The organism is Streptomyces canus 299MFChir4.1 (genome assembly GCF_000383615.1).
Classification (GTDB): Bacteria; Actinomycetota; Actinomycetes; order Streptomycetales; family Streptomycetaceae; genus Streptomyces; species Streptomyces canus_C.
Genome location: NZ_KB911612.1, coordinates 68,504 through 80,510, shown reverse-complemented (window position 1 = coordinate 80,510; position 12,007 = coordinate 68,504). Strand labels below are relative to the sequence as shown.

At 67.2% G+C, this 12,007-nt stretch carries 11 protein-coding genes and 1 pseudogene; 6 read left to right on the top strand and 6 right to left on the bottom strand.

What is annotated here, in order from left to right:
* Positions 1-40: 40 nt before the first annotated feature.
* A complete protein-coding gene (locus tag H293_RS0138725) occupies positions 41-997 on the top strand; it encodes a carbohydrate kinase family protein (RefSeq protein WP_020123160.1) in 957 nt (318 codons plus the stop codon).
* Complete coding sequence (melA, locus tag H293_RS0138720; protein ID WP_020123159.1) at positions 994-2,304, top strand: alpha-glucosidase/alpha-galactosidase; 1,311 nt, start codon at positions 994-996, stop codon at positions 2,302-2,304. Before H293_RS0138725 ends, melA begins: the two co-directional genes overlap by 4 nt.
* 60 nt (positions 2,305-2,364) lie before the next feature.
* On the opposite strand, the gene H293_RS0138715 is transcribed toward melA, so the two are convergent.
* The 5 genes from H293_RS0138715 to H293_RS0138695 form a co-directional block, all read right to left on the bottom strand.
* Positions 2,365-3,891, bottom strand: a complete 1,527-nt coding sequence (locus H293_RS0138715) for an esterase/lipase family protein (RefSeq protein WP_020123158.1) — start codon at positions 3,889-3,891, stop codon at positions 2,365-2,367.
* A 13-nt stretch (positions 3,892-3,904) separates the two neighbouring features.
* Positions 3,905-4,585: an SH3 domain-containing protein gene (locus H293_RS0138710; RefSeq protein ID WP_028808571.1), complete on the bottom strand. Its 681-nt coding sequence runs from the start codon at positions 4,583-4,585 to the stop codon at positions 3,905-3,907.
* A gap of 25 nt (positions 4,586-4,610) precedes the next feature.
* Positions 4,611-5,036, bottom strand: a complete 426-nt coding sequence (locus tag H293_RS0138705) for a hypothetical protein (RefSeq protein WP_020123157.1) — start codon at positions 5,034-5,036, stop codon at positions 4,611-4,613.
* A 106-nt stretch (positions 5,037-5,142) separates the two neighbouring features.
* Entirely contained in the window at positions 5,143-5,877 is a 735-nt protein-coding gene (locus H293_RS0138700; RefSeq protein WP_020123156.1) for an AfsR/SARP family transcriptional regulator, read from the bottom strand.
* Positions 5,878-6,479: 602 nt separating this feature from the next.
* Positions 6,480-7,343 carry a hypothetical protein gene (locus H293_RS0138695; protein WP_020123155.1) on the bottom strand — a complete coding sequence of 288 codons (864 nt, stop codon included), beginning with the start codon at positions 7,341-7,343 and terminating at the stop codon, positions 6,480-6,482.
* A 170-nt stretch (positions 7,344-7,513) separates the two neighbouring features.
* Between H293_RS0138695 and H293_RS0138690 the strand changes: the two genes are divergently transcribed.
* A complete protein-coding gene (locus H293_RS0138690) occupies positions 7,514-8,776 on the top strand; it encodes a hypothetical protein (RefSeq protein ID WP_259294624.1) in 1,263 nt (420 codons plus the stop codon).
* 32 nt (positions 8,777-8,808) lie between these two features.
* On the opposite strand, the pseudogene H293_RS61780 reads toward H293_RS0138690, so the two are convergent.
* Positions 8,809-8,880: pseudogene (locus H293_RS61780) on the bottom strand (NUDIX domain-containing protein); the annotation flags it as partial.
* A gap of 821 nt (positions 8,881-9,701) precedes the next feature.
* Here H293_RS61780 and H293_RS50900 point away from each other — a divergent pair.
* The 3 genes from H293_RS50900 to H293_RS0138670 all read left to right on the top strand — a co-directional run bounded on the left by H293_RS50900 (position 9,702) and on the right by H293_RS0138670 (position 11,992).
* Entirely contained in the window at positions 9,702-10,010 is a 309-nt protein-coding gene (locus H293_RS50900; protein WP_020123152.1) for a hypothetical protein, read from the top strand.
* Between the two features lie 411 nt (positions 10,011-10,421).
* Complete coding sequence (locus H293_RS53935) at positions 10,422-11,645, top strand: hemopexin repeat-containing protein (protein ID WP_020123151.1); 1,224 nt, start codon at positions 10,422-10,424, stop codon at positions 11,643-11,645.
* Positions 11,646-11,653: 8 nt separating this feature from the next.
* Positions 11,654-11,992, top strand: a complete 339-nt coding sequence (locus H293_RS0138670) for a hypothetical protein (protein ID WP_020123150.1) — start codon at positions 11,654-11,656, stop codon at positions 11,990-11,992.
* Positions 11,993-12,007: the final 15 nt, after the last annotated feature.

Here is a 12,007-nt window from a genome sequence, read left to right as displayed (position 1 = left end):
CCGTTCGCCCCCGACACACCCCTCAGGCAGGAACACCTCAATGCCGCACTCATTCGACCTGCTGGTCATCGGTGACGCCAACCCCGACGTCGTCTTCGGCCCGCTCGACGGCCCGCTCGCCTTCGGCCAGCGCGAACAGCTGGTGCCCACCGGCACCCTCACCGTCGGAGGATCCGGCGCGATCGTCGCCTGCGGGGCCGCCCGCCTCGGGCTCAACGTCGCCTTCGCCGGCCGGGTGGGCGACGACGACGCGGGCCGCTACATGCGCGACCAGCTCGACGCCCACGGCGTCGACACCGAAGCGCTGCGGCTCGACCCCGGCCGGCCCACCCCCATGACGGTCGTCCTCACCCGCTCAGACGACCGGGCCATCATCACCGCCCCCGGCACCCTGACCGCGACCACGGCCGACGACGTACCCGCGACACTGCTGAAAGCCGCGCGGCACGTGCACGCGGCCTCCTACTTCCTGATGCCACAACTCGCCGTCGCACTCCCGGACCTTCTGCGCACCGCACGACGGCACGGCGCCAGCACCTCCCTGGACACCAACGACGACCCGGCAGGCCGCTGGCAGGCCTCAGGTCTGGACGCGGTCATGGCCCACACCGACTTCCTGCTGCCCAACGCAGCCGAAGCCCGGCGCCTCGCCCGCCTCGACACCGACGATCCCGCCGAGGCCGCCGCACGGCTCGCCCGCCGCGGCCCGGTCACCACGGTCAAGAACGGCGCCCACGGCGCCCTGTGCCACGACGGCCAACGGCTCTTCACCACCCGGGGCATCCGAGTCCAGCCCGTCGACGCGGTCGGCGCCGGAGACAGCTTCGACGCCGGATTCATCGCCGCCCTGCTCGACGAAACACCCCTGCCAGAGGCCCTCCGCTTCGCCGCGGTCTGCGGAGCCCTTTCCACCCGCGCCCACGGCGGCACCACCGCACAGCCCACGCGGGACGAAGTCCTCGCCCGCCTGTCCGAGACCGAGGAAACCCCCGTATGACCACCCCCAAGATCGCCTTCATCGGAGCGGGCAGCGTCGTCTTCACCCAGGGACTGCTCGCCGACCTCCTCGCGTTCCCCGAACTGAAGTCGGCGCACATCGCGTTGCACGACATCGACACCGAGCGCCTGGCCACCGCACACGCCGCCGCCGGCCGGATCGCCGACACCCTCGGCGCCAAACCCACCGTCACCGCGGACACCGATCGCCGCACAGCCCTCGCGGGCGCCGACTTCGTGATCAACATCGTGCAGATCGGAATGGGCGAGGCCACCCGGACCGACTTCGAGATACCGGCCCGCTACGGCGTACGCCAGACCATCGGCGACACTCTCGGCATCGGCGGCATCTTCCGCGCCCTGCGCACCTTCCCGTTCCTGAGGCAACTGGGGCGGGACATCGCCGACGTCTGCCCGCAGGCCTGGCTGCTGAACTACACCAACCCCATGGCCATGAACGTCCAGTACCTGACGCAGGCCACCGGCCTGACCCGGGTGGTGGGACTGTGCCACTCGGTGTACTGGACGATGCGCGACCTCGCCGATCTGGTCAAGGTCCCCTACGAGGAGATCAGTTACCACGCCGCAGGCGTCAACCACCAGGCATGGGTCCTGCGCTTCGAACACCAGGGCAGCAGCCTCTACCCGAAGCTGGACGAACTCATCGCCTCCGAAAGCCAGTTGCGCCGAAGGGTCCGGGTCGACATGTACCGCCGGCTCGGCTACTACCCGACGGAGACCAGCGAGCACTCATCCGAGTACGTTCCCTGGTACCTGCACCACAGCAGCGAGGTCGAACGGCTGCGGCTGCCGATCGGCGAGTACCTGAAGATCGTCGACGAGAACGTCGCCACTTACGAGAAGACCCGCGAAGCGCTGGCCGCAGGAACACCGGTCGCCGTCGAGGGGACGATGGAGTACGCGCCCCAGATCATCCACAGCATGGTCACCGGCACCCCGCGCACGGTCTACGGCAACGTCCCCAACCGCACTCTGATCGACAACCTGCCCGCGCACGGTGTCGTCGAGGTGCCGTGCCTGGTGGACTCCCTGGGCGTCCAGCCGACCCGGGTCGGCTCCCTCCCGCCCCAGCTGGCGGCGCTCAACCGCACCTACCTGTGCGCCAACGACCTGGTGGTGCAGGCGGCGATCGAGGAGGAACCGCGGCACATCAGGCACGCGGCGATGACCGACCCCGCCACGGCCGCGGCCCTGCCGGTCGAGGACATCTGGCGCCTGTGCGACGACATGGTCACCGCCCACGGCGACCTCCTCCAGCCGGGGTTGCGCATTCGCCTCGGCTCGTGAGCGCCGTGGGACTCTGGACAGGGCGACGGTGACCATGACGGCTCGCCTCCTTTCGTGTCGTCAGTCCCAGGGGGTGACGGTGAGCCGGATCCGCGCGTCCTCCCCGAGGATCGGGGCGGCGGTGGCGGGCAGTTCGATGTGGTGGACCCAGACACCGTCAGCGGGGTTCTCGTCGCCGAGGGTGCTGCCGCCGTCGGGCCGGTAGTCGCTGATCGGGCCCTTGATGGTCGAGTTCCAGGTGGCCCGGAGCACGGGCATGGCGGCCGGGTCGTCGCCACCCCCCACGTCGACGACGAGAATGTCGTCGAAGTCGGCGGTCTGCTCGAGGTGGTCGTTGAAGCTCAGCAGCCCGTCATGACGGTGCAACGACAGGATGCGCAGGTGCAGCGCGTACCGCATGGTGCCCGAATCGCCGGTCCGCAGGCCGCTGTTGAGGAAGGTGTCCACCAACGGGACGCGTGCCTCGCCGTCGCCGGTACCCGTCGGCCTCTCGGGCAACTGGATGGGGCACCACTGGGCGCTGGTCCGTTCGTGCGTGACGATCTGCAGGCCGCGCACCGACAGCCGCACCTCTGCCTGCCAGGTCGTGTGGTTGCGTTCCGGCAGGTGGAAGTCGACGAGTTCCGCATCCACCTCGCAGTCCCCGAACAGGAAGCGCCGCAGGTTCTGGTAGCCCTCTTCGGAGTTGACGAGTCCGTAGGAGCCGCTGTGGCTGCGGTGCACATGTGCCTGGTGTGCGCCCGGGACGTAGGCGTTGTCGATCTGCACCAGACCGTCGCTACGGGGCCCGACCGTGGCGGACGACAGGCCGTGCGCCACCTCGTAGTCGGTCGGGTCGGTGCCGATCAGGCAGAAGACCCGGCCGAGAGGGAAGGCGAACGGCCGGTCGGGCGGCATCGCGCGAGCGTCCCAGGACTGCGGCGGTCCGTCGGGATCGGTGAGCGCCTTCGGAGTGAGGTAGTGGTACATCCGTTGCGGGCCGAAGATGTCCGCGCCATTGATGCCGGTGACGTCACGCAGTCGCTCCAGCACGCCGAAGCCGACGTCGAAGGCGATGCCGCCGTGGGGGGTGCCGTAGGTGAACAGCTTGCCCACGTAGTCGGACGGATCACGGCCGAGATCCGGGATGATCTTCTGGATCAGACAGCGGCACACCAGCCCGCCCATGGAGTGGGCGACCAGGTGGACCCCGGGTGCCCCGGACTTCTCCTTGAGGGTCTCGATCAGGGTCAGCAGGTCCTGCGCGGCGGTCTCCAGCCGGAACTCGTGAGGGCCGGCTCCCCAGGTGCTCGCGGATGTGTCGTAGAAGCGGTGAATCCAGATGGAGTCCGGGGGAATCGTCTCGTGGGTGGCCAGGTAGAGCTCCTGGCCGCCGTCCACGAGGATGTGGTAGCCCTCGTCCAGGTGCAGCCGCAACAGGGGGCTCTCGAACTGATAGAAGGACGGTTCGTCGTCCGCTCCGATACGGATGTGGGTGGAGCCCTCGTTGAACCCGTAGAAGGGGTCCGTCACGGCCTTGTCGATTCCGGCGGTGTTGCCGGCGTATCCCCGGACATAGACGATGGGCAGTTTCGCGGCCGGTGCCATGCCGTCCTCCAGATCAGCATTCACCCACACCGGGAAGCCACGCGGCGGGGTGGTCGATGAAGATGTTGGACACGTATCCGCCGAGCAGGGGGACGAAGGACCAGGCATCGTTGACATGGCCCGCGGCGCTGACCGTGTCGCCCCTGGTCTGGCACTGCACCGTCACCTGTGTCGGGCCGGGCAGCACGGTCACGACCGGGGCGTCGAGGCGGGGCTCCGCCCGGACGTTGACTCCGGTGCCCCAGGTGACGAAGTCGGTGGTCGTGACATCGCCCCCGCCGTCCGGGGTCTCCCCGAGAACGGGCAGCTGCCAGTCCTGTGGGTCGTCGCAGAGCGGATCGGCCACGACCGACAGGTGGAAGTGCTTCTCGTGCGGGTTGGCCCCGTCGTACGGTCCCCACTGCCAGTCGTTGCGGGTGGCGATCCGACGGTTGGCTATGACGTACTTGATCCGCGGCTCGCGGCTGTCCAGCAGTTGGTCGGCGACCTCCTGGATGTCGAGGCCGTGGGCCGGGTCGTGGGTGAAGTCGCGCGCGGTGACGATCCCGGGCCCGTACCAGGGATTGTGGTCGCTGTCGCGTGTCTGGTGGGCGGCGTCGCCGATGCCGCCGTCGGAGAGTTTGCTGCGTTCCGGAAAGCGTGCGTCGATCTGACGCAGAAGGGTCTCCAGGCTGGCTGCCACGCGCCACGACATGGTGACCTCCGAGTGGAGTCGGTGTTCAGTCGACGTGGTACTGGACGCAGTAGTACGAGCGTTCCTCCTCGGAGCGGGCGGGCTTCGAGAGGCTGCCGCGCCCCTGCTCGTCCTCACTGATGGTGACGGAGCCCAGCAGGTGGTGGGCCGAGACGTCGTCCTGGTCCCACAGCAACACCTCCTGGGAACCGTCCGCCGTGAGCTGGATCCCGAGGGGGATCTGTGCACCGGCGGCGGCGGAGAACGTCGAGTCACCCGGCCACACCGCGTGGTCCGCTCCGGCATGGGGATCGGTGGTGACGTACAGATCGTCCGGCTGCTCGTCGAGGGCGGCGCCCGGCAGGTTGTAGACCGGCTGCAGCACGCTGTCGATCACTCCCGAGAGGGAGAAGTCGGTCGAGGTCGACGGCCTCGGGCACACGACCTCGTCGATGGTCGCCGTGGCGGTCATGTCGTCCTCCGTTCGCATCGAGGGTCCCGCGAACGAGGCTACGAACGACGCGTCAGCGCGCTGTCAGCCTGTCGTCAGTCTCCCGTCATCCCCCTCGCGTCCTCCCTCACCGGAAGAGGACGATCCCGTGCTGAGCCAGCATCCGCGTGAACTGAGGGGACGGTTCGACGCCCAGTTCCTTGCGCAGCAGTTGTCGGAACGAGCGGTATTGACGGACCGCCTCGATGAGATTGCCCTCCGCGAGGTGCGCCGCCACCGCGGCCCGGTGCGCGCTCTCCCGCAGCGGCTCCGAGCGTACGCTCGCCCACGCCGCCTCCAGAGCCAACGCCCACTTCCCCTCCTGTACGAGGGTCTCGGCCAGGGCGTCGAGCGCATGCAGACGCAACTGCCGCAGACGTTCGCGCTCCAGCAGTACCCACTCCTCGTCCCAGCCGGGCAGCAGTTCCTCCGTGCCGATCAGTCCCGGCGGGAGCCGGGCGTCGAACGGGCGGGCGCAGCCCTGTACGACATCGAATGCCGTCTCGATCAAGGTGTGTACGTCGACATGCAGGGCTGTTCCGGTCGACAGTGAGTCTCCGCTGCACCGGATCAGTGCCTGATCACAGCGGGGCAGCTTCCACAGAGTGGTGCGCAGACTGCCCCTGGCATGGTCTTCCGTGACCTCTGGCCACAGCGTCCCGGCCAGGACGGTGCGGGACACACGCCGGTGCAGTCCGACGAACGCCAGCAAACGCTGGCCGTTGCGGCTCAGTTCGACAGGCTTGGCGTCACACTCAAGCCGGAACTGGCCGAGCAGACGCAACAGGGGAGGGGACGTCACCTTGATCGCCTCGCTCGCCATGGCCCGGGCAGCCTCTTGGGAGCCCTCGTCATCAATTTCAGCCGGTGCGACCAGACCATGCAACTCAAGCACCAGCGCGTCGGTTAGAGCGTAAACCGTTGAACAGTCATCTCCATTGGTTGCCACTGAAACTATGGCCGGCCGAAGAACTCGGAATTGCGGGTTTGCGGACCGAGAGGACCGGGATCAGACTCGATACAAGGGGCCGGTGGCAGGTTTCAGGCTAGGCCGATGTACGGTCCCCTCACCATCGGACGGACGGGCTCGCGTTGTCCGTCGGCGAACTGTTGGCATGTCATCCGGGTGCGAAAGCGGCGTTCCGCGCTACGAGTCCGGGGCTGTCGCGCCGGACTCCCCGTATGAGGCCGCTCACCCGGTGCGGAATCTTAAGAACCTTTTGGAAAACTTGGTGAGCAGTCATGACAGCGTCCCGCGACTACCAGAACCCTGACGGCGTCGGCCGCTACAGCCTCTGCCACCGTACCCGTGCGGAGTCAGTCCTACGGCGACGACAACGTGGGCGATGCCGCGGTGCGGCCGCCGCCCGAACCTCGATGACCGGCCCGGTCGGCGACCGTCGCACTCCGTGCTGAGCGTCCGTGTCAAGCCTCCTCGAACACCAGGTCCTCGGGCGCCTGGGTCATTCGTACGATCTGGCCGTTGGTGACTTCGACCACGTTGTTCAGGCCGGTGCAGCGCTTGCCGGTGGACGCGATGGTGAAGCGGTCCTGCACTCCGGCGAGATAGGCCGGGAAGCAGGTCAGCGAGCCGTTGTCGAGCTGGAGGTAGTCGACGAGCCGCCGGAACAGCTTGGGGAGGATCACGACGTCCTCGGTGAGTGAGGACAGGCCCGTGACCTTGGCCCCGGTCGTGGTGGTGTCGCTCGGCCACAGACCTTGCGCCGGCGCCGTCCGTGCCTGTCGCACGGCGGCGGTCAACTCGGCGCGCAGGCTGGGGAACAGGCTGCGGTAGAACGTGGGGTAGACCAGGCCGGTGGCGATCAGGTGATGGTTCGCCGTCGTCCGGAGCAGGTCCGCGTCGACATTGACATCGGTTCCGCTGGGGCCCTCGGGGGTGCCCCGCCCGATGAGAGCGACACAGCGGCCATGGATGTCGGCGCCGTTGGTCAGAATGAAGCCGGGCACCGTGGCGGGCGTCGCCGCCGTCACGGTCTCGTCCGGCCCCTGTTGGACGTTCGTGAACCCCAGCCACGTTTGGAGTTCGTCACGTGCCGCATGCGCGAAGTGGAGCGGCTGGTGCACACGGCTCGGCCCGTAGTGCGTCTCCAGCGCGTCGACCGCGTCCAGCCGGAGCGTGGCGCGCCCCAGCACATCGTGCTTGACGGCGCGGCCTCCACTGCCCACCAAAGCCCATTCTGTCGGGTCGTTCGGAGTGAAGTGGATGGTGTCGCCGTCCGGCTGTGTTCCGGTGATCTGGAACGATCCGTTGATGAGCAGCATCGTCATAGCGGCTCCCGAAGACTTGAACGGTTCGCGGGGAAGGGCGAGATGCCTGCTGAACCACGCTATTCCCCCAGTCGGGCGCTCTGCAATTGCTGCCGGTACCCCGCCGCTTGTCGCGCTCCTGTGGGCCGTCCGTCCTATGCTGAGAGGGGGAGCCTTTGCTGGAGGTCGGGATGGCCAACGGGAAAGCCTTCAACAGTTCACGAAGCCCGACAAAACTCCGAGGGAATGCAATCGCTTTCGTTTTCCTGTGGGTTACGTCGCTCTTGTTCGGCCGCACGGTGAATCCGGGTGTGCCGAAGCAGCATCAGTCCTACGAGCAGACCAGACGAACGAACGTCGTCCAGCTCTCGAAGATCCCGAAAGGGCTGTCCAGAGTTCACAGGACGGCCTGGCGTGAACGAGCCGCCGCGCGCATTCTCTACTTGGAGCAGCAAGCGGATCGCGAGAGATGCCGGTCGGTTGAGGACCAAGCTGAGCAGCGACAGCGGGAGAAGACGCTGGAGGGGATCGCACGGCACCTGGAAGAGGCGGGCCATGCCATCTGCGCACCGCGCCGCCCCTTCTCCGGAGCCGCAGCCCTCGAAAGGACCTGGGCAAACCTGCGCGCGACCGACGTCATGCTGCTCGGGCTGTGCTCGCAAGAGGATCTGATCAGCCGGAGCACCGATGTGCTGGGCTATGTCGAGCAGCATCTTGCTCCGGGCAACCCGCTTCGGGTGAGGGCGGAGGCGGTAGTGGAGCGCATGGAGGTGAAAGGGCCTCAGCCGGGGGACCGAGGGCTCCTCATCCTGGCTCTGAGCGCCGCGTACGACGCGCTGGACGCCGAGGTGAGGAGGGTCCGCAGCCTCAGCGTCATTCTGCGGATCGCCACCTTCTTCGTGCTCCTCGGTGCGGCTGGGCTCGCGCTCTGGGGCTGGTACTGCCCCAGTTCGCTGAACCTGTGTTTCATTCCGAAGGGAGGGCCCAATGCCGCGTGCCCCTCTGGAGAGGTCCGTCTGAACGGCAATGATGTTCCGAGCCACTACGCCCAGCACACGGACGTGCTCGTCACCGAGGCGGGAGGGCTGGCCGGAGCGGCTCTCACGGTGATCGTGTCCTTGCGCCGGATTCAAGGGACGAGCACTCCCTACATGCTGCCGCTGTCCGCGGCCCTGCTGAAATTTCCCACCGGGGCACTGACCGCCTTCATAGGGGTACTGCTCATCAGGGGGGCGTTCATCCCCGGCCTGAGCGACCTGGATACCAGCGCACAGATCATGGCGTGGGCTGTCATCTTCGGCGCCGCGCAACACGTTGTGACACGCTTCGTCGACGCCCGGGCCCGCGAAACGCTGTCGGACGTGGGGCGCGCGCAGACCGACCCTGTACCGGGCACCCCGGGAACGGAACCGGTTCCCGCGCAGACAGGCAAAGGACGCACAGACGACGCGTGAAGCACGCGAGTGTGCCCTTCGGCCGCATGGTCGGTTTCCTCCAGCAATTCGCGCGCAGCCGCTTCTTGAGAGGTCACGCCGGGGTCGATCACTCCGCCCGGGAGTTCCCAGGCCTGCTGGACGGAACCGGTTGAACACCATCAGGACGCGGTGCCTCTGCCACAGGCCCACCATCGCGAGGGGCAGGGACCCGTCCGTGGGCGGTTCGTCCTCCGCTCCCCCGACGAAGGGGACCATGGGCGAAGGGGACCATGGCGTTGCCGCGGTCGTCGACGGCGAGCGGTGGAGGACCGCTTCGCCGATCCCGTTCTCCTCGAACAGCGTCTGCTGGAGATGTTCGTGCCAGCCGCATTCGCCTGAAGTCCTGGCGGATCTTCCGCAGATCCCGATGCGGCCCACACCGCGTGACGTGAATCGCCGAAGCCACGCTGCCCCTGGAGCGGCAACGCCGAAGAAGCTCGCTGATTCCATATGCCGAATCGGACAAGTCCTTCATGGTCACCCTGTGACTGCCGTAATGGCCTCCGGCGGTCACTCGCCGCAACACGGCCTGTCAGCCCTGGATGTAGTGGCGAAGGTCCACCGCCCACCCGTCACACCACGTGAATTGACTGGTCAACCAGGGGCGCTGTGTCATTCGCCGTCGCCGGCTGCCCGGTTTGACACTGCCGCGAACGCGACGCCTACTGGAATCAAGAGCCTCGACAAGACGGCAAACGAAACACTCCTGAGGTGTCTCGCTGGTGCGTCAAACTGCTTCCAGCAGCCACGTTGTGGGCGAGGACTGCTCATCTGACGGTACGGCAGTCTGCCAAGCCATGAGCCGGCGCCTCACTCAGTTCCTGCACGGTCATGGTGTAACCCGTCTTCCGCGAACTGGGACGGCGTTTCTGACTGCCGAAGCATGAGAACGAAGGAGAGCCCGATGACAGTCGATTCCAGAGGCAACTGGGACGTACATCAGACCAATGGCGCGACGGTGCATATGAACCTGGACCAGGATCAGGCCGGAAACGTATCGGGTGACGCCTTTGTCAACGGCGTTCACGGCGGCTGCCAGGGATTCGTCCGAGGCGACGACTTTCTGGTCACCATCGAGTGGGACAACGGACCGAAGGGGCGGTACACGGGCCATCTCGGCCTCGACTTGCGCCTCTCGGGCGAAACCGTAGACATCAACAACCCGGGAAGCACGGCTACTTGGTTCTCAGACCCTTTGCCACTGATGGTCTGAGAAGCGGGTGCTCCACCGATCTTGGACCCCGCTGCCAGGCAGGGCGAAGACGGGCTCCAAGGAGGCCAGCGGTCGCCGGCCTTCATGGCGCTGCGGGAGCAGGTGTCCCGGACGGTTCTCGCCCGGCACCCTGTGGCCCGAGGTCATCGAGGAGCGCGCCAAGGGCAGCTTGCGTACCACCCCGGTGGGAGCTGCCTTTGGCGGCCGCCCCTCGTGGGGTGCTACGGGACGCCGTGCTGTCACCCCGGCCCTGCGGGTGGACGTGCAAGCCCGCACGCGAACCGCCCTCGGCGTGGTGGAAGGCGGCAGCCCGCCGCTCGACGTCCGTCCGCCGCTGGGCCTGCACTCTCATGATGGTGCGTCATGTGGCGGTCGCCGAGTGCCATCCGAACGCTCAAGAAAGGGGCCCTCATGGCGCAGGTGCGAACGGCGTTCTTCTTCCGCGGCGGCAAGTACGTCCGCTACGAGATCGACCCGGTGACCGGCGCGGAGACGGTCAATCACGACTTCTACCCGCGCGGCGTCGCCGAGGCATGGTCCGCGATGCCCGCCTCCTTCACCCAGGGCATCGACGCGGTGGTGAACTGGCCTGACGGATTTGTGTACTTCTTCAAGGGTTCGGAGTACGTCCGCTGGGACGCCACAAACGACACGGTCGACGCGAGTTTCTACCCTCATGACACGGCCTCGCAGTGGCCCGCGCTGCCGGCGTCCTTCGCCGCGGGGATGAACGCGGCGATCAACTGGGGAGACGGCCGGGTGTTCTTCTTCAAGGGCCCGAAATACGTCCGCTACGACCTCCAGACCGACTCCGTCGACCAGACCATCTACCCCCGCGACATTTCCGAGGGCTGGCCTGACTTCCCGGTCGCTTTCAGGTCCGGCGTGGACGCGGCCGTCAACTGGGGAAACGGGACGGCGTATTTCTTCAAGGGCGGCCAGTACCTGAACTACGACATCCAGAACGAGAAGGTGCGGCCGGGATATCCCCTGCCGATCACCGAGCCGGGAAAGTGGCCGGAGCTGGTCCAAGCGGGATTCACCGGCCCGATCGACGAGGTGATCGAGTGGCCGCAGGCCGATGTGGTGAGTGTGGATATTCCGGGTAGGCTGGTGAGTTGCAGCAAGCGCACGCAGCCTGAGGTTCGCTGCGGCGGCGAATTCGAGATGCACGCGTTGTTCGCCGACGCCGATCCGTCGATCCCCGCATGCGGCGAATACCGGCAGTACATCCGTGGTGAGCTTGAGGTGAACGGCCAGCCCGTACGCTTCATCACGAAGGAGCACGGCGTTCCGGCGCCCCGTCTGATGCGCTCCCGGCCGGGGCAGAGCTCCGACGACGACCACTTCATCGAGGACGGCCAGGCCGCGTCCAGCCCAGCCAACCCCTTCCACGTTGATCTGGACTACGGACACCGCGACGCCGCGGTCGGCAACGGGAACCTCAACGACATGTATCTCGTCAAGCGACGCTCCGGAGAGCAGTACGCCGGCCGGGACACACCCGGGGGCGTTGGAGCGCCCGGCACCTTCTTCAAGATCGATGTCGACTTCCGCGGACATCTGATCGACGTGTGCAACGGCGGAAGGGTCCTGTTCACCCGCGAGTGGACCGTCAACTGCCAGGTGCCGTGAGGAGCCCCATGAACGACGAAACCCCCCGACTGGCCGGTGACTTCTGGGTCTACCCCTCTCTCCACGAGGTGACCGGCACGTCGGTGCGTGTCAACGTGGCGATCGCGGTGGAACAGCCCCTCGACCTCCAGGACTCCGATGTCGCCGTCGAACTCGTCGCCGGCGGCCAGTCCCTGAGCGTCGCCGAAGCGCCTGTCCCCGGCCCGCTGCCCGCCATCCAGATGACCGGCGCCAACGCGTACGCCCTGTACCGCTTCGACAACCCGGACGGCCTCGCCCTTGAGTCGGTCACCGTCACCGTGCGCGGCGGCAGCGCGACGTTCGACGTCTCACTGCCCGTCGGCTAGGGACATTCCGGCATG

What these genes read in the sequence shown, in the direction of transcription:
- H293_RS0138700 (WP_020123156.1), bottom strand. Translation starts at nt 5,877, where the DNA reads ATGGCGAGCGAGGCGATCAAGGTGACGTCCCCTCCCCTGTTGCGTCTG.
- melA (WP_020123159.1), top strand. Translation starts at nt 994, where the DNA reads ATGACCACCCCCAAGATCGCCTTCATCGGAGCGGGCAGCGTCGTCTTC.
- H293_RS0138690 (WP_259294624.1), top strand. Translation starts at nt 7,514, where the DNA reads ATGGCCAACGGGAAAGCCTTCAACAGTTCACGAAGCCCGACAAAACTC.
- H293_RS0138695 (WP_020123155.1), bottom strand. Translation starts at nt 7,343, where the DNA reads ATGACGATGCTGCTCATCAACGGATCGTTCCAGATCACCGGAACACAG.
- H293_RS53935 (WP_020123151.1), top strand. Translation starts at nt 10,422, where the DNA reads ATGGCGCAGGTGCGAACGGCGTTCTTCTTCCGCGGCGGCAAGTACGTC.
- H293_RS50900 (WP_020123152.1), top strand. Translation starts at nt 9,702, where the DNA reads ATGACAGTCGATTCCAGAGGCAACTGGGACGTACATCAGACCAATGGC.
- H293_RS0138710 (WP_028808571.1), bottom strand. Translation starts at nt 4,585, where the DNA reads ATGTCGTGGCGCGTGGCAGCCAGCCTGGAGACCCTTCTGCGTCAGATC.
- H293_RS0138670 (WP_020123150.1), top strand. Translation starts at nt 11,654, where the DNA reads ATGAACGACGAAACCCCCCGACTGGCCGGTGACTTCTGGGTCTACCCC.
- H293_RS0138725 (WP_020123160.1), top strand. Translation starts at nt 41, where the DNA reads ATGCCGCACTCATTCGACCTGCTGGTCATCGGTGACGCCAACCCCGAC.
- H293_RS0138705 (WP_020123157.1), bottom strand. Translation starts at nt 5,036, where the DNA reads ATGACCGCCACGGCGACCATCGACGAGGTCGTGTGCCCGAGGCCGTCG.
- H293_RS0138715 (WP_020123158.1), bottom strand. Translation starts at nt 3,891, where the DNA reads ATGGCACCGGCCGCGAAACTGCCCATCGTCTATGTCCGGGGATACGCC.